18 protein-coding genes and 2 pseudogenes are annotated in these 18,061 nt (G+C 71.9%); 8 read left to right on the forward strand and 12 right to left on the reverse strand.

The genetic code is table 11. The features are described from left to right. Positions 1 to 66 precede the first annotated feature (66 nt). The 6 genes and pseudogenes from IE277_RS05340 to IE277_RS05365 all read right to left on the reverse strand — a co-directional run bounded on the left by IE277_RS05340 (position 67) and on the right by IE277_RS05365 (position 5,387). Positions 67 to 927 (reverse strand): hypothetical protein, encoded by an 861-nt coding sequence (locus tag IE277_RS05340; RefSeq protein ID WP_308433353.1) that lies wholly within the window; start codon positions 925 to 927, stop codon positions 67 to 69. Between the two features lie 104 nt (positions 928 to 1,031). Then, positions 1,032 to 1,427 carry a hypothetical protein gene (locus IE277_RS05345; protein ID WP_189948898.1) on the reverse strand — a complete coding sequence of 132 codons (396 nt, stop codon included), beginning with the start codon at positions 1,425 to 1,427 and terminating at the stop codon, positions 1,032 to 1,034. A gap of 369 nt (positions 1,428 to 1,796) precedes the next feature. After that, positions 1,797 to 2,711, reverse strand: coding sequence for an IS982 family transposase (locus IE277_RS05350; protein ID WP_189948900.1), 915 nt, complete (start codon positions 2,709 to 2,711; stop codon positions 1,797 to 1,799). A 58-nt stretch (positions 2,712 to 2,769) separates the two neighbouring features. Continuing rightward, complete coding sequence (locus IE277_RS05355; RefSeq protein WP_189948902.1) at positions 2,770 to 3,741, reverse strand: quinone oxidoreductase family protein; 972 nt, start codon at positions 3,739 to 3,741, stop codon at positions 2,770 to 2,772. A 9-nt stretch (positions 3,742 to 3,750) separates the two neighbouring features. Then, positions 3,751 to 4,212, reverse strand: a pseudogene (locus IE277_RS05360) (HAD-IA family hydrolase); the annotation flags it as partial. A gap of 83 nt (positions 4,213 to 4,295) precedes the next feature. Beyond that, positions 4,296 to 5,387, reverse strand: coding sequence for an ROK family transcriptional regulator (locus IE277_RS05365; RefSeq protein WP_373310722.1), 1,092 nt, complete (start codon positions 5,385 to 5,387; stop codon positions 4,296 to 4,298). 216 nt (positions 5,388 to 5,603) lie between these two features. On the opposite strand from IE277_RS05365, the gene IE277_RS05370 reads away from it, so the two are divergent. Together IE277_RS05370 and IE277_RS05375 are read left to right on the forward strand one after the other, a co-directional pair. Then, positions 5,604 to 6,680, forward strand: a complete 1,077-nt coding sequence (locus IE277_RS05370; RefSeq protein ID WP_189948904.1) for a Gfo/Idh/MocA family protein — start codon at positions 5,604 to 5,606, stop codon at positions 6,678 to 6,680. Then, positions 6,680 to 7,174, forward strand: a complete 495-nt coding sequence (locus IE277_RS05375; protein WP_189948906.1) for a heme-degrading domain-containing protein — start codon at positions 6,680 to 6,682, stop codon at positions 7,172 to 7,174. Before IE277_RS05370 ends, IE277_RS05375 begins: the two co-directional genes overlap by 1 nt. A gap of 49 nt (positions 7,175 to 7,223) precedes the next feature. Here the strand turns inward: IE277_RS05375 and IE277_RS05380 are convergent, their stop codons facing one another. The 4 genes and pseudogenes from IE277_RS05380 to IE277_RS05395 all read right to left on the reverse strand — a co-directional run bounded on the left by IE277_RS05380 (position 7,224) and on the right by IE277_RS05395 (position 9,619). Further along, entirely contained in the window at positions 7,224 to 8,081 is an 858-nt protein-coding gene (locus IE277_RS05380) for a fumarylacetoacetate hydrolase family protein (protein WP_189948908.1), read from the reverse strand. Positions 8,082 to 8,221: 140 nt separating this feature from the next. Further along, positions 8,222 to 8,987, reverse strand: a pseudogene (locus IE277_RS05385) (YidC/Oxa1 family membrane protein insertase). Positions 8,988 to 9,107: 120 nt separating this feature from the next. Further along, positions 9,108 to 9,458 carry a DUF6412 domain-containing protein gene (locus IE277_RS05390; RefSeq protein ID WP_373310708.1) on the reverse strand — a complete coding sequence of 117 codons (351 nt, stop codon included), beginning with the start codon at positions 9,456 to 9,458 and terminating at the stop codon, positions 9,108 to 9,110. Next, the gene (locus tag IE277_RS05395) at positions 9,410 to 9,619 is read right to left on the reverse strand and encodes a hypothetical protein (protein ID WP_189948912.1); all 210 of its coding nucleotides are present in this window, start codon (positions 9,617 to 9,619) and stop codon (positions 9,410 to 9,412) included. The genes IE277_RS05390 and IE277_RS05395 overlap by 49 nt, the downstream gene beginning before the upstream one ends. Before the next feature lie 39 nt (positions 9,620 to 9,658). On the opposite strand from IE277_RS05395, the gene IE277_RS05400 reads away from it, so the two are divergent. Then, positions 9,659 to 10,495, forward strand: coding sequence for a serine hydrolase domain-containing protein (locus IE277_RS05400; RefSeq protein WP_189948914.1), 837 nt, complete (start codon positions 9,659 to 9,661; stop codon positions 10,493 to 10,495). A 46-nt stretch (positions 10,496 to 10,541) separates the two neighbouring features. On the opposite strand, the gene IE277_RS05405 is transcribed toward IE277_RS05400, so the two are convergent. Further along, a complete protein-coding gene (locus IE277_RS05405) occupies positions 10,542 to 11,078 on the reverse strand; it encodes a winged helix-turn-helix transcriptional regulator (protein ID WP_189949239.1) in 537 nt (178 codons plus the stop codon). Positions 11,079 to 11,190: 112 nt separating this feature from the next. On the opposite strand from IE277_RS05405, the gene IE277_RS05410 reads away from it, so the two are divergent. After that, entirely contained in the window at positions 11,191 to 12,585 is a 1,395-nt protein-coding gene (locus IE277_RS05410; protein WP_189948916.1) for an MFS transporter, read from the forward strand. Positions 12,586 to 12,721: 136 nt separating this feature from the next. On the opposite strand, the gene IE277_RS05415 is transcribed toward IE277_RS05410, so the two are convergent. Continuing rightward, complete coding sequence (locus IE277_RS05415) at positions 12,722 to 13,537, reverse strand: class E sortase (protein ID WP_189948918.1); 816 nt, start codon at positions 13,535 to 13,537, stop codon at positions 12,722 to 12,724. A 245-nt stretch (positions 13,538 to 13,782) separates the two neighbouring features. On the opposite strand from IE277_RS05415, the gene IE277_RS05420 reads away from it, so the two are divergent. From IE277_RS05420 to IE277_RS05435, 4 genes are all read left to right on the forward strand, one after another. Then, a complete protein-coding gene (locus tag IE277_RS05420; protein ID WP_189948920.1) occupies positions 13,783 to 15,258 on the forward strand; it encodes a glycoside hydrolase in 1,476 nt (491 codons plus the stop codon). Positions 15,259 to 15,439: 181 nt separating this feature from the next. Further along, positions 15,440 to 16,471, forward strand: coding sequence for a hypothetical protein (locus tag IE277_RS05425; protein ID WP_189948921.1), 1,032 nt, complete (start codon positions 15,440 to 15,442; stop codon positions 16,469 to 16,471). 168 nt (positions 16,472 to 16,639) lie between these two features. Further along, the gene (locus IE277_RS05430; RefSeq protein WP_189948922.1) at positions 16,640 to 17,041 is read left to right on the forward strand and encodes a very short patch repair endonuclease; all 402 of its coding nucleotides are present in this window, start codon (positions 16,640 to 16,642) and stop codon (positions 17,039 to 17,041) included. Continuing rightward, positions 17,038 to 18,009, forward strand: a complete 972-nt coding sequence (locus tag IE277_RS05435; RefSeq protein ID WP_189948923.1) for a DNA cytosine methyltransferase — start codon at positions 17,038 to 17,040, stop codon at positions 18,007 to 18,009. The genes IE277_RS05430 and IE277_RS05435 overlap by 4 nt, the downstream gene beginning before the upstream one ends. Positions 18,010 to 18,061: the final 52 nt, after the last annotated feature.

Here is an 18,061-nt window from a genome sequence, read left to right on the forward strand (position 1 = left end):
CCCGCCACGCCTCGGCCACGCCTCGGCCGCACCTCAGCCGGGCCTTAGCCGGGCCTCAGCCGGGCCTCAGCCGCGTCTGCGGGCCAGCAGCGCGCCCGCGCCGACGGCGGTCAGCGCGGCGGCGGCCGCGAGCAGCGCGCGGGCGGAGCCGGGTCCGGTCCGGGACAGTTCACCCGCCCGGCTCCCCGCTTCCCCCGCCGCCTGGGCCGACGGCGGGGCGGGATCGAGGGTGGGCGTGGAGTCGGCGACGGGGGTGGCGGTGCCGGCACCGGGCGTGGCCTGCGGGCTGCCGGACGCGCTGGGCGCCACGCTCCCGCCGTCCCGCGTGCTCTGCGGATCCGGCGGCGGGTCGTGTCCGTCCTGGCTGACCGCGAACCGGTACGCGTCGGACTCCCCGACCCAGTCCCCGTCGTCGCCCCGGCGCTGGACGACGGCCGCGTTGACGGTGACCCGGTCCGGCGCGACATCGGAGGGGAGCGCGAGCCTGACCTTGACACTGACGGTCCCGCCGGGCGGTACGGCGAACCCGGCGAACCCCGTGGCGTCCAGCACCCCGATCAGCTCCTGCTCGTCGGTGCCCTCGAACGTCACCGGCCGGGCCCGGGAACCGTCATAGAAGTCCAGCTGAGGCTGGTCGGGCCGCAGCGCGCGGTTGTCGTCGACGAGCACGATCAGCGGATGGACGCCGGTGCAGATCCGGCCGGTGGTGTTGGTGAGGTCGACGTACCAGGTGCCGTATCCGCCGCCGGCCTCGTACGAGCCGGGTCCGCCGCGGATCCGGGTGACGAGCGGAAACGCGTGCGCGTCGGCGGCGACGCAGGCGGGGGGCGGCGTGCCGGCATGGGCGACGGCCGACGGCACGGGGGCGAGGACGGTGACGGCGGCCGCTGCGGCAAGGCAGGGCGGCAGGGACGTGCACAGTCGCATGAACACATGACCATGCCGGACGTCCGGCGACACGGAGAGCTGCCACTCCGGGGGCCCACGGAACTCCGCTCGATCAGCGGAGTTCCGTGGGGGCAGAGCGGGGGTCAGCCGGTGACGGTGACGTCCACGGTGACCACGGTGGACGGATCGGAGGCACAGGCCAGGTAGATCTGTGCCACGCCGGGTTGTGCGTACCGCACGATCGTGGCCGTCCCGTTCAGGGTGTCCCCGGCCGTGGACCTGAGGTCGACGCCGTCGATGGGGCTGCGGGCCGTGGTGCCGTTGCCGATCGGCGCGCCTTCGGCACGGCCGCCCTGGCGGGGGTCGCTGCATCCGGTGAGCGTGAGCCGCACACTCTGACCGGGCTTCACCGAGGCAGGGCTGACGGTGCCGACCGGCGCGGCGGCGGCCGACCCGGCGAGCGCGACGAGGGCGGTGCCGGCGCCGACGAGGGTTGCGGTGGCGATACGGGCGACGCGGGCGATCCGAGAGCGGCGCATACTCACTCCTCACCGCACTGATGGGTGCGTCGTGTGAGATGACAGTGGCCTATTGATTCGCTTGATGCGCTTGGTCCCATTGTGACCACCCGAACGGCCCAGACGCGGCCACGGCGCGTGCGTCGGCGTAGGTCACAGGGGCGCGAAGGTGATCGCGCGGCCGGTGCAGGAATGGGACAGGCGGCTGAGCGTGACACGGTCGTGCGTCTGGCCCCACGACGACGGGGTCGATCAGCTGTCGACGCAGGGGGACATCATGGACGTGCGGCACAGCGGCGGGTTCCTACGGGGAGACGGCAGCCTCTGCGGACAGAGCGAGTTGACCGGAAGTCGCCGCTAGATGGATGAGTCCAAGGGGTGTCGCTGCGGTCAGTGGTCGTAGGCGGTCAGTGATCGTTTGATCGGCTGTCGGGTCTTGTCGTTGTGCCAGATCGCCGCGGTGAGGGCGAGGATCCGGCACAGGACGCGTGCCGCCACCCCCGCTGGGCTCTTGCCGCCGTGTCGTTCCAGGTCCAGCTGCCCCTTGAATGTCTGGTTGATCGACTCGATGACCTGTCGCAGCGGCTTGAACAGGTGCGCCCCGGCCCGCTCGGGTTCGCCCTGGCGAGCCGGCCGCAGGAGCCGCAGCTGACGCTCGGTGAGGGCGTGCTCGAACTCGCGGCCGTAGTAGTTCCTATCTGCGATGATCGTCTGCCCCGGGTGGGAGGCGGTCACCTCGGGTGCGGTGTCGAGCATGTCGCGCAGCGTCTCGCGCTCGTCGGCTTTCGCGCCGGTCAGTGCGAACAGGACCGGCAGCCCGCCGAGGGTGCACACCAGGTGCAGCCGCAGGCCCCAGAAGTACCGTGAGTGTGACGCGCAGTACCCGTACTGGGCCCATCCAGCCAGGTCGGAGCGTCTGGCCGTCTCGCGGGAGCAGCCGCAGCCGACCGGGGTGGAATCCACCAGCCAGACGTCGTCGTGCCACAGCGAGGTGTCCCGGGCCAAAATCCGGATCATGCTGGTGAGCAGCGAGGACGCGGCACGCAGCCGTTTGCCGTAGCCGGACTGCCGGGGCACATAGGGAAACAGGCCGCGAAAGTCCCGATCGACACGGCGCAGCCAGCGCCGCTCGGACGTGTAGCCGAGCAGCGCCGACATCACCGCGAGGGTGAGCAGTTCCGCGTCACTGAGCCGAGGCGAGATCCCGGTCTCCGGACGCCAGGGGGCCAGCCACGGCGAAGCCTTCAACTCGTCGTCGATCCGGGCGTAGAGTGCCGTCGCGAGGGTGTCCAGGTCTGTCTTCACACACCGACATTGGACGCCCTCGTCTCACGCCCGCAGGCCATCCCCTGGACTCATCCATCTAGGGGATGAGCAGCACCTTGCCAGTGGTCGTGCGGGCGTGTAGGTCGTCGTGGGCCTGCCGTGCGTCGGTAAGCGAGTACGTGGCGCCGATCCGCACCTTTAGCGAACCGTCGGCCACAGCAGCGAAAAGCTCGCCGATCCGCCATTCCAGCTCCTCACGGGTCTGGCTGTAGTCGTCGATATCCGGGCGGGTCAGGTACACCGAACCGGCCTTGTTGAGCCGTTGCGGGTCGATCGGCGGCACCGGCCCACTGGATGCGCCAAACAGCGCCAACAGGCCTCGCTTGCGCAGGCTATTCAGGCTTCCGTCCAGTGTGGACCTGCCGACTCCGTCGTAGACGACGTGTACGCCCTCGCCAGCGGTCAGGTTCCGAACTGCCGAGGCGAAATCCACCTGGTCATAGCGGATCACATCGTCGGCACCGGCCTCGCGGGCGAGCTTCTCCTTCGCCGCGGTGGACACCGTGCCGATGACCCGGGCGCCGCGTGCCTTCGCCAATTGGATCAGCAGTAGGCCGACCCCACCGGCCGCCGCGTGCACCAGGATCGCTTCGCCCGACTTGACTGGATAGGTGGAGGTGACCAGGTAGTGCGCCGTGATCCCCTGCAACGGTACGGCGGCGGCGATCTGGTCCGTCACCCCGTCCGGTACGTGCACCGCGGCATCGGCCGGTATCAGCGCCCGCTGCGCGTAGCTACCGGGCACACCCTGCCAGGCCACCCGGTCGCCTGGGGCGAACCCGGTCACGTCAGCACCGACCGCGGCTACCTTCCCGGCGCCCTCAAGGCCGAGGGTATAAGGCAAGGGGATCGGGTAAAGCCCACTGCGCTGGTAGGTGTCGACGTAGTTCACACCCGCGGCCGCCACATCGACCAGGAGCTGGCGCGGGCCCGGGTCGCCAACTTCCACCTCGGCAACCTCTAGCACCTCGGGACCGCCGGTTTGCCTCACTTGCACGGCCGTGGGCATGCGTCCTCCTCACGTCGGGAAACGATCTCGGCCACCACAACCACAGCCGCGGGCATGATGTTCCCTAGAGACGGAACGTGCAGCGCTCACTCCGAGCAATGCCTCAAGCTCGGCCACCGTGGCGGCTTCATCCGTCGCAAGGACGGTGGTGATACCCAGGGCCTCGGCAGGCGGGAGGTTCCGGGGATGGTCATCAACGAACACACATGCCTGTGCAGGAAGTCCGAGACGCTCCAACGTCAGCTCGTAGATCGCAGGGTCGGGCTTCGCCGTGCGGACCTGCTCGGAGATGATGTGCACCTCGAACAGGCCCCAAATCCCTGCTTGCTCATACGGGTTGAACGGATCCATGCCGAAGCTGTTCGACAAGAGAGCGAGACGGTAACCCGCGCTCTTGGCGGCGCGCGCAAGCGCGGCCATGCGCCGGGCCGTGGGCACCGCGGACCAGGCCCGCCCCATCAGGTTGTCCGGTCCCAGGCGGCACGGGTGGGCGAGCAGCACCCGGCACGCGCCGACAGGCGACCCGCCCCACCCCGCCACAACTCACCGCGCCGTCACGCGTCGCCCCGGCCGAACACCGGTGCCAGCAGCAGCTGCGCCGCGCCCTCGGCCACCAATCGCTCCCCCCGCGTGGAGCTCCGTACCGGCACCGGCTCCCCCCGCGCGCCCGCCCGCCGAGCCCGCGCATCGAGCACGTCCTCGACCCCCCGCACGAACACCCCCGGCTCCCCCGCCACCGTCCGCCCCCCGAGCAGCACCACATCGATGTCCAGCAGCGCCACCAGATTCGCCGCCCCCACCCCCAGCACACGCGCCGCCTCCCCGGGCTCCCCCCGCCCCACCGCCGCCAGGCACAGCGCCTCCACGCATCCCCGGTTCCCGCACTCGCACAGCGGCCCGTCCAGCTGGATCACCTGGTGCCCGAACTCCCCCGCCCCGGTCCGCGCCCCCCGGTGCACCCGCCCGCCGATCACCAGACCGGCACCGAGCCCCGTACCGAGATGCAGATACGCGAAGGACCGGGATCCCGCCTCGCCCCCCACCGACAGCCCGAGCGCCGCCGCGTTGGTGTCCTTGTCCACCACGACCGGCACCCCCAGCCGCTCCCCGAGGGCGTCGCGCAGCGGAAATCCGTCCCACTCGGGGAACCCGGTCACCCGGTGCAGCACACCACGGGAGTGATCGAGCGGGCCCGGCAGCGCCACTCCCACCCCGAGCAGCGTCCCGGCACCGGCGAGACCCTCGTCCCCGAGGCCGAGCGCCTCCCCCACCAGCTCCTCCACCGCCTCGGCGACCACCCCGAGGACCGCCTCCGCCCGGGCCCCGAGATCCAGCTCCGCCCGCCGCTGCGCCACCACGGCGCCGTCCAGATCGACCAGCACCACCCGCAGCTCGTCGCGGTCCAGATGCACCCCCACCGCGTGCCCCGCCTCCGGCACCAGCCGCAGCACGGTCCGCGGCTTGCCCCCCGTCGACGCGCGCCGCCCGGCCTCCGCCGCGTACCCCTCCTCGCGCAGCCGTGCGGTGATCTTGCTGACGGCCTGCGGGGTGAGCCCGGTCCGCTCGGCGAGTTCCAGCCGGCTGATGCCCTCCGCGCCGGCGTCCCGCAGCAGCCCCAGCACCAGCGCGGCGTTGTGGCTGCGCACCGCGCCGAGATTCGCCCCCGCCGTACCCATCCCCGGCCGCCGCTCCTGCCCCGGCCCCTGCTCCTGCCCCGGAGCCGGCGCCGCCGCCGGGCCCGGCTCCGGCTCCGCGCCCGCCCTCGCCGTCGTGCTCGCCGCCGTCCTCGACCTCGTCCTGTTCACGCCACCCATTCTCCCCACCACTTGCACTTTGGCAACAGCGTTGCGAAAGTAGGACGCATGACTGCTACCCCCCTCCGCGTCGGCCTGATCGGCTACGGCCTCGCCGGCTCCGTGTTCCATGCCCCGCTGATCGCCGCCACCGAGGGCCTCGCCCTGGACACCGTGGTCACCTCCGACCCGGAGCGGCAGGGGCAGGCCCGCGCCGAGTTCCCTGACGTGACGCCCGTCGCCACGCCGGAGGAGCTGTTCGACCGCGCGGACCGGCTGGACCTGGTCGTCATCGCCTCCCCGAACAAGACGCACGTCCCGCTCGCCACCGCCGCCCTGAAGGCGGGCCTGCCGGTCGTCGTCGACAAGCCGGTCGCCGGCACCGCGGCCGAGGCCCGTGGCCTCGCCGCCCTCGCCGAGGAGCGCGGCCTGCTCCTGTCCGTCTTCCAGAACCGCCGCTGGGACAATGACTTCCTGACCCTCCGTAAGCTCCTTCAGGACGGCGAACTCGGCGACCCCTGGCGCTTCGAGTCCCGCTTCGAGCGCTGGCGCCCGCAGCCGAAGGGCGGCTGGCGCGAGTCCGGCGACCCGGCAGAGATCGGAGGTCTGCTCTACGACCTCGGCAGCCATGTCGTCGACCAGGCCCTGGTCCTCTTCGGCCCGGTCACCGAGGTGTACGCGGAGACGGACATCCGCCGCCCCGGCGCCGAGACCGACGACGACGCCTTCATCGCGCTCACACACGCCGGCGGCGTCCGCTCCCACCTCTATGTCTCCGCGACGACCGCGCAACTCGGCCCCCGTTTCCGGGTGCTGGGCTCCCGCGCCGGCTATGTGAAGTACGGCCTGGACCCGCAGGAGGCGGCCCTGCGCGAGGGCGACCGCCCCGGCACCACCGCCGACTGGGGCACGGAGGAGGCGTCCCTGTGGGGCCGTATCGGCTCTGGGGGAGAGTCGCCGGTGACCGGCGGCGGCACCCCCGTACCGACCCTGCCCGGCGACTACCCCGCCTACTACACGGCCGTCGCCCGCGCCCTGACCGGCACGGGACCCAACCCGGTGACCGCGCTGGAGGCGGCCGCCGCCCTGGACGTACTGGAAGCGGCCCGCCGGTCCGCCCGCGACAAGGTCACGGTGACCCTCTGATGTCGCGGCCCGCCCCTCGGACCACCCCCGAACCCGCCCCGTCCGTCGAGGAGTTGGAGGAGCAGGAACGCCGGCTGGTCTTCCGGCGGTTCAGCCACGAGGACGCCTGGGCCCTCGGCTCGCTCCTGGTCGGACTGGCCCGGGAGCGCCGGGCCCCGGTCGCCATCGACATCCACCGCGCCGGCCAGCAGCTCTTCCACGCGGCCCTGCCGGGCTCCACCCCGGACAACGACGCCTGGATCGCCCGCAAGCGCCGGGTGGTGGAGCGCTACGGCGCCTCCTCCTACCTGGTCGGCGCCCGCTTCCGCGCCAAGGGCACGACGTTCGAGGACTCCTCGCGGCTCGATCCGGACGCCTACGCGGCCCACGGCGGCTCCTTCCCGGTCCGCGTCGAGAACGTGGGCGTCATCGGCGCGGTGACCGTCTCCGGCCTGCCCCAGCTGGAGGACCACCGGTTCGTCGTGGCGGCGCTGGAGCAGTTCCTGAAGGTGTGAGGCGCCCGGGGACCGACTGCGCGAAGGGCGCCCCACATCTCTACCTGGCTCAGGCGTCCTTCAGCTCCTGGCGCTGCCGGCCGAGGCCGGCGATCTCCAGCTCGACGACGTCCCCGGCCCGCAGATACGGCTTCGGCTCGGGCCGGCCCATGGCCACCCCCGCGGGCGTCCCCGTGTTGATGACGTCCCCGGGGTAGAGCGTCATGAACTGGCTGACGTACCGCACGACCTCCGCCACGGGGAAGATCTGCTCGGCCGTCGTACCGTCCTGCTTCAGTTCCCCGTTGACCCACAGTTTCAGCGACAGCCGCTGCGGGTCGGGGATCTCGTCCGCCGTCACCAGCCACGGCCCCAGCGGATTGAACGTCTCGCAGTTCTTGCCCTTGTCCCAGGTGCCGCCCCGCTCGATCTGGAACTCCCGCTCGGACACGTCGTGCGCGACCGCGTACCCCGCGACATGCGCGAGCGCCTCCTCGGCCGACTCCACATAGCGGGCCGTACGCCCGATGACGACGGCCAGCTCCACCTCCCAGTCGGTCTTGCGCGACCCACGGGGGACGAGCACGGTGTCGTGCGGCCCGACCACCGTGTCCGCCGCCTTGAAGAAGACGACCGGCTCGGCGGGCGGCTCGGCACCGGTCTCACGGGCGTGGTCGTGGTAGTTGAGCCCGATGCACACGACCTTTCCGATGCGGCCGACCGGAGGCCCGATCCGCAGGCCCGTGGCGTCGAGCACGGGCAGCTCACCGGCCTCGGCCGCCGCCCGTACCCGGTCCAGCGCACTCTCGTCGGCCAGGAACGCGCCGTCGATGTCGGCCACGATGCCCGACAGGTCCCGGAGGGTCCCCTCGGCATCGAGCAGCGCGGGCCGCTCGGCCCCTGCCGTACCGACTCGCAGCAGCTTCATGGTCACCATCTCCCTCGATAGCGGACGCCCGGACCGATGGGTGCAGCCATCGGAGGACTGGTCGATCCTCCAATCGAGGCGTCCACTCCGCAAGACCCTGTTCACGTACTGGACCGTAACCAGGGCTGTGACCAGGCCCTCTACCGATACAGAGCCGCCCGCTCCACCGCGCTCCAGGTCGTACTGGTCACGACGTAGAGCGCGGCGGCGAGCGGGACGACCGCCACGGTGACGAGCGTGAAGAAGGACATGAACGGCATGACCTTGTTGACCGCGCCGAGCCCCGGCACCTGCTCACCGGCACCGGCACCAGCACCAGCACCAGCACCAGCACCCACGGTGACCGGATTGTCCGCCATCATCCGCTTGGTCCGCCGGTAGTTGAAGGCGGCTACGGCCGCGACGAGCGCGAAGAGCACGAGGTAGACCAGCCCGGCGGGGCCGAACGGCCCCCCGGCGCCGAGCGCGTCGGCCCACTTCCCGCCGAGCGGCGCGGCGAAGAGCTGATGGCCGAGGAGCCCGTTGGCCTCGCCGGCGATCGTGGAGCTGGAGAAGACGTGGTAGAGCAGGAAGAACGCGGGCAGCTGGAGCAGTCCGGGCAGACAGCCGGACAGCGGTGACACCTTTTCCTCGCGGTGCAGTTCCAGCACCGCCCGCTGCAGCCGCTGCGGGTCCTTGGCGTGCTTGCGGCGCAGCTCGGCCAGGCGCGGCTGGAGTGCGGCGCGTGCCCGCTGGCCGCGGGCGGCGGGCGGCGGCGCGGGAGAGCGGGTGGACGAGGAGTCGTACGAGCGCGGTGAACAGGACGATCGCGGCGGCGGCCGCGGAGGCGTGGAACAGCGGCTGGAGCAGGTCGGCGAGTTGCTCCACCAGACGCGCGAAGACGGAGAAGACAGAGAAGACGGACATGTGTGGGTGAGCCCTCCGGGGGTCTCGTCGTGCCGGAAGCGCGCGGAAGGCGCGCGGATGAGCAGAGCGGCATGACGACCCGCGCGGGGTCACGTACCCGGAAGTGCGGTGGGACGTGCCCTACGCGGCGGTCGCCGGAAGGGCGTGTCCGGGTGCCCTGGGCCGGCGCCGGCCGGGCGCGTCGGGATCGCGTTGCGGCAGGAAGGCCGTACGCCGCGCGCGGTCCCGGATCGCGGTGCGTACCCGGGTGGGCGGGACGGCGGGCGCGCTGCGGGCGGCGAGGAGGGAGCAGAGGGCGAGCGCGGAACCGGCGGCGGCGGTCGCGGCCAGGGCCACGGTCGCGGTCAGGTTGCCGGTGTCGAGCAGCAAGAGCGGCAGCAGCAGCAGAAGAAGCAGCAGCGGGGCGAACTCACGCGATCGCGTCACTCTGCGGACCACTCGACTCCCCTCCCCACGGTCACAACCACCCATGCCATCCTGCCCTTTATACCTGAACAGCGCGAACACCAAGTACAGGGGCGGGTGATGGCCGAAAAACCGCTGTCGCCGCAGTACTCGCCGTCTCCGCAGTACTCCCCGTCTCCGCAGTACTCGTCGTCGTCGCCGTACTCGCCGTCGCCGCCGTACTCCATGAATCCCCAAGAGCCCCCGAGAACCCCCAAGGACCCCGCGTGCCTCGTACTCCCTTCTGCATCCTGAGCGACACCTCTCCCGCGCGCGCCGGTGACGGTCACGCGGTGGACCAGTTCGTCGAGATCGGCTCCTTCACCAAGGTGCTCACCGGTACGGCGCTCATGCGGATGGCAGCCGCGGGCCTGCTCGACGCCGACGACCCCGTCGAGCGCTGGCTCCCCGCCGCTCCCGGCACCGGCATCACGCTGCGGCAGCTGGCCCAGCACACCTCCGGGCTGCCCCGGCTGCCGCCCGACACCGGCAACCGCGATCCGTACGCCGGGTTCGACGACGCGGCCCTGCGCCGGCTGCTCGGCCGGCTGGACGGGGTCGTGGTCCGGCCGCCGGGACAGGAGGAGGAGTACTCCAATCTCGGGTACGCCGTGCTGGGCGCGGCCCTGGTCGCCGCGGCCGGCGCGCCGTACGAGGAACTGCTCGCCGAGCACGTCCTGCGCCCGCTGGACGTCTGTGAGGTGAGCGTGCGCCCCGAGGCGGGCCGGCGGCTGCTCGCCCCCGGGTTCCTCGGCCGGGACCGCAGGCCCTGGACCATGGACGGGGCGATCCTGCCGGCGGGCGGGCTGTGGGCCACCCCGCGCGCGGTCGCCGATCTGCTGGTCCGGCTGGCGGTGGACCGCCGGCTGGGGGAGCCCGCGCCCTCGTGGCAGACGGCCGGCGCGCTGCTGTGGCACAACGGCGCGACCCGCCACGCCTCCGTCTTCGCCGGGGCCATGGCGGACGGCCGCTGGGTGGTCGTCCACCGGCTCGGCGGCCGGTCGGAGCAGACCGACCAGATGGCGGTCGACCTGCTCAGGGGCGACGGGCAGGCGGCGCCCTGAGCGACCCGAGGCCCGCGGGCCCTTGGGGGGGCTCTCAGGCGGGTTCTCAGGCGGGTTCCGTCTCCAGCGGCTCCAGCAGCCGCTTCCGCTTCAGCAGGGCCCTGCTGACCGGGTCCGCCGGGGCGCGGTCGAGGCCGGGGCCGGGTTCCATGACGACGTCCTCCAGCGGTACGACGGCCTTGCAGGCGGGGCATTCGCCGTACGGGCCGAGTTCCGTGCCGCAGTCCGCGTGCCGGAAGTAGCGCAGCTGGGTCTCGGTGAAGTGCTCGCGCCCCCACAGGCCGAGCGCGCGCAGGGTCGGCCACAGGGCGCGGCCGCGCTCGGTGAGGACGTACTCGTCGCGCGGCGGCGACTGCTGGTAGCGGCGCTTTTCGAGGATGCCCTCGCCGGTCAGGGTCTGCAGCCGGGCCGCCAGCACGGCGCGCGGGATGCCGAGGTGGACCAGGAAGTCGTTGTACCGCCGCACGCCGTACAGCGCGTCCCGGACGACGAGCAGCGTCCAGCGCTCGCCGATGATCTCGAGCGCGCGGGCGATCGAGCACTCCTGTGTCGCGTAGTCCTTGCCCAGTGCCATGCCGTCCACTGTAGCCACTTTCCGACACCTTGGTTCAATGACCGAACTGACAGTGTTACGGTGGCCGGGCCAGGTCGATTCAATGAACGAACCTACAGCCCAAAGAGGACAGGACCACGCCATGACCGGGCTCGACCCCGCCACCGCCCCCGCCGCCACGGCCGTATCCGGCACGACCGCCCGGGACGCACCCGCACGCCCCCGGGCCACACTCGCCCTGACCAGCGCGGCCACCGCCGCGGCCCTGATGACGTACACGGCCCCGATGGTCACGCTCCCGGACACCGCGGCCTCCCTGCACACCCCGCTCTCCGGGCAGGCCTGGCTGCTGAACGGCACCCCGCTGGGCCTCGCCGCCCTGCTGCTGGTGGCCGGCAGCCTCGCCGACGACTACGGCCGCCGCCGGATCTTCCTCGGCGGCACCCTGGCCCTCGGCCTCACCACCGCACTCGGCGCCCTCACCACGTCGACCTGGCAGTTCACCCTCGCCCGTATCGCCCAGGGAGCGGCGAGCGCGGCGATCCTGGCAAGCAGCCTCGGCCTGCTGGTGGCGGCCTTCCCCGCACCGCGCAGCCGGCTGCACGCGACCGGTGTGTGGGGCGCCTTCGTCAGCGGCGGCATCGCGGTGGGCCCACTGGTCGCGGGCGCGCTGCCGAGCTGGCGGGTGGCGTACGGCGTCCTGGGCGCGCTCTCCCTCGTGGTCGCCGCGCTCGGTACCCGCGCCCTCACCGAGTCCCGGGCGCCGCGCGGCGGCCGGCCGGACGTCCTCGGCGCGCTGGCCTTCGGTCTGGCCCTGGTGGCCCTGGTCGCGGCCCTGACGCTCGGCCGCGACGGCTGGCTGCGCGCACCGGTCGAGCTGCTGTTCGCCGCCGCCGCGGTCCTCATCGCGCTCTTCGCCGTGGTGGAACACCGCACCCGCACGCCGATGATCGACCTCGGTCTGCTGCGCCACGCCCGCTTCCTGGCCTCGGCCGCCGGCGGCCTGTTCACCGGCCTCGCCGTGATCGGCATGTTCAGCTTCCTGCCGGCGCTGCTCCAGCAGACGCTCCGGCTGTCCCCCATGGACACGGCCTGGCTGTTCCTGCTCTGGTCCGGACTGAGTTTCGCGGTCGCCCTCCAGGTCAAGCACCTGGCCGGCCGGATCGCGCCGCGCGCGCAGCTCGCCGTCGGCTTCGCCCTGCACACCGTCGCCGTACTGACCATGCTCGGCGCGGTGGCCTCCGGCTCCTGGGCCCGGCTGCTGCCCGGCCTGATCATCAGCGGGGTGGGCAGCGGCCTGCTCAACGGCGCGCTGCCGCTGCTGGCGGTGGAGTCGGTACCGCGGGAGCGCGCCGCGATGGGCTCGGGCGCCCAGCAGACCTTCCGCTACATCGGCTCCTGCGCCGGCGTGGCCCTCACCATCGCCCTCGCCACCTCGGCCCACACCCTGGCCGCGGGCGCGAACATCGCCCTGCTGGTGTCGGCGGGGCTGGCGGCGGCGGGTGCGGTGAGCGTGCTGGTGCTGCGGGAGCGGTGAGTGCGCCGGCGGCGCTGTGTGTGGGGTGGGTGTGCCGGCGGCGCTGCGGGGGGGGCGGTGGGTGTGCCGGTGGCGCTGCGCGGGCGGTGAGTGCGCGGCAGTGACGTCGAGCGGTGATCTCGCGGGGAGGGGGGGCTCACCTGGGCCGCATGGACACCAGCTTCCCCCACACCACCATCCGGTAGCGCGAGGTGAACTCGGGCGTGCAGGTGGTCAGGGTGATGTAGTAGCCGGGCGCGGCATAGCCGTAGGACGGCCGGTCGAGGGAGCGCGGCACGGGCCGGACGACCCCCGAGTCCGTCGGGGAGGTCCGCGGCAGCACCTGGTCGACGTCGTACGTGTACGACGCCGTCCGCGTCTCCACCTCGATGTCGTCCCCGCGCCGCAGCCGGGGCAGGTACCGGAACGGCTCGCCATGGGTGTTCCGGTGCCCGGCGAGCGCGAAGTTCCCGGCCTGGCCCGGCTGTTGGGTGCCCCGGTAGTGGCCGACGTAGCCCATGTTCAGGACGTCGGCCTTGCTCACCCCCTCGGCGACGGGGACGCGCAGCCCCAGCCGCGGGATGGTGAGGACGGCGTAGGCCTGGGACGTCCGGGGCAGGGCGACGGGGGCGTACGACGAGCGCGGCGCACGCGGGGTGGACCTGCCGGAGCCGGCCGCGGAAGCCGAAGCCGAAGCCGTGGGCGAGCCGGACGGGGTGACCGGCGGACTCCCGCCACCGCCCCCGGCCCCGGCCCCCGGATTGCCCCACTCCCGCTCCAACGCCTCCACCTTCCGCTCGGCCCCGCGCCGGGCCTCCCGGTTGGTCCACCACAGCTGGTGCACGACCAGCAGCATGAGCAGCACCCCGACGGTGACGAGCACCTCTCCCCCGCCCCACAGCACACGCCGGCGCCGGGCACGCCGACGTCGGTCACTGTGCCGTAGGACCCGCACGCCGGACCGGACCCGCATCCGCACCCACCCCCGCACTCACGCCCGCGCCGACCTCCACGCGGAATCTCCGCGTCGCATCTCCGGGGGAGCCGCCCGCAAGATAGGCGCAGCGCGCGCAACTGGCCATGCCCACAAGGGGGAGGCCCTTCCTCAAGCGGTTTGAGAAAGGGCTGTCACAACCCTCGACAACCCGCCCGTCACCCCCGATGCTTCCTGCTGCCGGAGCCGTAACGGAGAGGCCGCAACGGAGAGGCGGAGAAGTCATGATCCGACGCAGAACCCTGCTCGCCGCGGCGAGCGGCGGCATCCTGGGCAGCGCCCTGGCGACGGGCACGGCACGGGCGGACGCGACGGTGGCGGTCAACCCGTCGACCACGTACGGCACTTGGGAGGGCTGGGGCACGTCCTTGGCCTGGTGGGCCAACGTCTTCGGCGCGAGGGACGACTTCGCCGACATCTTCTTCACCACGAGGACGACGACGTACGACGGCACGTCACTCCCGGGCCTCGGCCTGAACATCGCCCGCTACAACCTGGGCGGGTGCGGCTGGAACAGCGTGAACGGCGAGTCGATGACCGCCTCCCCGAACATCCCGTCGTTCAAGCAGATCGAGGGCTACTGGCAGGACTGGACGAACGAGGACCCGGCCTCCTCCTCCTGGAAGTGGACGGCGGACGCCGCCCAGCGCGCGATGCTGCAGAAAGCGGCCCGACGGGGCGCGACCACCGAGCTGTTCGCCAACTCCCCGATGTGGTGGATGTGCCTGAACCACAACCCGTCCGGCGCCTCCGACGGCGGCGACAACCTCCAGTCCTGGAACTACCGCCAGCACGCCTCCCACCTGGCGGCCGTGGCCCTGTACCCGAAGCAGAACTGGGGCGTGACGTTCGCGACGGTCGAAGCCTTCAACGAGCCCTCGTCCTCCTGGTGGACGGCGACGGGCACCCAGGAGGGCTGCCACATGGACGCGACGGTCCAGTCGGCCGTACTGCCGTATCTGCGCAGCGAGTTGAACAAGCGGGGCCTGACGGCCACGAAGATCTCGGCTTCGGACGAGACGAGTTACGACCTGGCGCGCACCACCTGGAACTCCTTCTCCTCGACGACGAAGGGCTACGTCGACCGGGTCAACGTCCACGGCTACCAGGGCTCCGGCGGCCGCCGCGACCTCCTCTACACGGACGTGGTCACGACGTCCGGCAAGTCACTCTGGAACTCGGAAACAGGAGACAGCGACGGCACGGGCCTCACCCTGGCCGGAAACCTCCTCTACGACTTCCGCTGGCTGCATCCGACGGCGTGGGTGTACTGGCAGGTGATGGACCCGAGCGCGGGCTGGGCGACGATCGCCTACGACGCCTCGACGCTCCAGCCGACCACCATACAGACGAAGTACTACGTACTGGCCCAATTCACCCGCCACATCCGCCCCGGAATGACGATCCTGGACACGGGAGCGAGCTACGCGGCGGCGGCGCTGGACACATCGGCGAAACGCCTGGTGATCGTGGCGGCGAACACCTCCACCACCGCTCAGACCCTGACCTTCGACCTCTCCCGGTTCTCCTCGGTGACCGGCGGCCCGGGCGGCCTGGTCCCCCGCTGGAACACGGTGACGACGGGCGGCGCGGACCTCTACACCCCGCACACGGACACCTATCTGTCAGGGAAGACGGTCTCGGCCTCCTTCGCACCGAAGTCGGTCCAGACACTGCAAGTGGACGGAGTGACACGGTGAACACCCGCGGACGGACGCGGACGGGGCGACACGGTGAACGCCCACGGACGGACGTGGACGGAGTGGCATGGTGAACACCCACGGACGGACGTGAACGCCGGGTACACCGTGAACGCTCACTGACGATCCCCTGACCTGCGCTTACCCCCTTCCGCCACGCCTCGGCAGTACGGTGTCCCCCATGCGCCCCGACACGCCTGCCGAGAACGTCGACCACACCGCCGAAGCGGCACGCCTGGAGCGAACCGCCGGACTGTACCCCGAGGACGCCGAGGCCCTGCTCCTGCGCGCCGCGGCCCACCTGGAACTGTCCGGCGACCGCCCCGCGGCGACCGCGCTCTACGACCGCCTGCTGTCGTCCGCCGCCGCCCTGGAGAGCCCGTCCCTCGTGCGGGCCCTGAAGGCCTCGAACCTCTGGGAGTACGGCCACGAGGCGGAGGCGAGGGCGATCATCGAGGGCATCCGGGTGACCGCCCCGCGCGACCCGGCCCCCTGGGTGATCATCGCGGAGTCCCTGGAGTCGCACGACGAGCTGGAGGCGGCGGCGGAAACCTTCACAGAGGGAGCGCACCTGCTCCTGCCGGCACCGGGAGCGGACTCCCCAGCCCCGGCCCCCTCCACCCACGCCCTTCTCTACGGCCGCCACCGCGTCCGCCGCATGCTGGGCCGGCCGCACGACGACTGGGACACCCTGGCGGACAGTCTCCACACGTCCCCTGTCCCCCTGGACGAACTCCACGACCCCAAACGCGTCTGGTCCCTGGGCTCGGACAACCCGGCGGAACTCCAGGCGGAGATCTCCCGCCTCCGCGCCGAACTGGGCGCCTACCGCGAGGCCCTCTCCCGCCCCTTCCCGGTGGCGGTCCTGCACTGGCCGGCGGGCGAACTGACCGAACTCCTCTCGGCCTACCCCACCCTGTCGTCGGAGTACCCGTCCCACGAGACCCATCTGTCGACCATAGAGTCCTCCCTGCGCGAGCTGTCCTCCTCGGGCACCGCGAACCTCGGCATCGTCACGGGCACGGTCCCGTCCTACGAGGCCTTCGCCGCCTCAGAAGGCACCACGCCGGAGGACACCACCCTCCTCCCCCAATACGCAACGACTCTGGCCTCCCGCGGCCGCGCAGTGGCCTGGCCACCGCAACGGGGGTCGGAGTGCTGGTGCGGGACGGAGGAGGTCTATGGGGAGTGCCACGGCGGCTCGGAGGCGTGAAGGCGGTGTGATGGCGCACGGCCCCGTGATGGAATCGACATCACAGCCGTAAGTCCGAGGTCTCGAACGATCCACCCGGATTCGGCGGCCACCCGGACCGAGCCACGATCGTGAGGCACAGTCGCCTTGAGCACAGTGAAACCGTCGTCGCCCGCCGTCTCGGCACGCATGAGCAAGCAGGCCAGCAAGGACACGGCGGCCGAGCTGACCGTCCGACGCCTGCTCCACGCGGCCGGGCTGCGCTACCGCGTCGAATATCCGGTGCCGGGCATGGCCCGGCGCCGCATCGACGTGGCCTTCACCTCGGTCAAGCTGGCCGTGCTGATCGACGGATGTTTCTGGCACGGCTGCCCGGAACACGCGACGCAACCGAAGTCGAACGCGCAGTGGTGGCGGCAGAAGCTGGACCGCAACATGGCGCGAGACGTGGAGACCACGGAGCACCTGATGGAGGCCGGGTGGGAAGTACTGCGCTTCTGGGAACATGAAGCGCCGGAGGACGTGGCCCTGCGCATCGCGGCGGCGGTCGAGCGGAGGCGGGCCCAGCAAGGACGGGGGAGAGATCGTTGAGCGGACTGACCTTTGTCGATGTGTGCTCGGGGGCAGGTGGGCTCGCCCTGGGGCTGGAGCTGGCCGGCTTCGAGCCGCGACTGCTGCTCGACGAGGACGACGACGCCTGCCGGACCCTGAGGGCCAACCGTCCGCACTGGAACGTGCTGCAGGCGGACCTGCTGGACTTCGATCCGAGCGAGCACCCACAGAGTTACGACGTGGATCTGCTGTCCGCGGGTCTGCCACGGGTGAGGTCCAACGCCACGGCTGCCCGGGCCGAGTCGGGCGAGGAGGAAGGACTGCTGAGGGCCGCCGTGTACCTCGCGCACGCCGTCGGGCCGCGGGCGCTGCTCGTCGAGAACGTGCCGACGCTGACCCACTCGGACAGATTCCGCGACTTCCGGGAGTTCGCCCGCGCAGAACTGGAACACCTCGGCTACGAGTTCAACTGGTTCGTTCTCAACGCCGCCGACTTCGGGGTGCCGCAGGACCGGCAGCAGGGGGTTCTCGTGGCGATCAAGAAGCAGTGGTTCCCGTCGTTCCGACCGCCGTCCCCCACCGTGACGGACCATGTCTCGGTCGGCGAGGCTCTGGCACCCTCCATGCGGTCGCGCGGCTGGAGGGACGCCGAGCTGTGGGCGTCCCAGGCGACCACCGTGGCTCCCACGCTGGTCGGTGGATCGAAGAACCGGGGCGGGGCCGACCTCGGCCCGGCCGGTTCCAAACGAAAGTGGGAGAAGCTGGGGGTGAACGCCCACTCACTGGGCGACGAGATCCCTGGGTCGGACTTCGCGTGGGCACCGGGACTCGGCAAGGAGGGCATGGTGAAGCTCACCGTGGACCAGGCGGCCCTGCTGCAGGGTTTCCCAAGCGAATGGGAGATCACGGGTAGGAAGACGGCCCGGTACCGGCAGATCGGCCACGCCTCCCCGCCGCCGGTGAGTGAGGCGCTCGGCCGGGCCATCGCCCGGGCGCTCCGATCCTGAACGAGGAATCACCAGGTCACGGGAGGAACTGCGGGTTCCCGACCGACCGCGT

The sequence above is a fragment of the Streptomyces alanosinicus genome, assembly GCF_014650595.1.
GTDB lineage: Bacteria > Actinomycetota > Actinomycetes > Streptomycetales > Streptomycetaceae > Streptomyces > Streptomyces alanosinicus.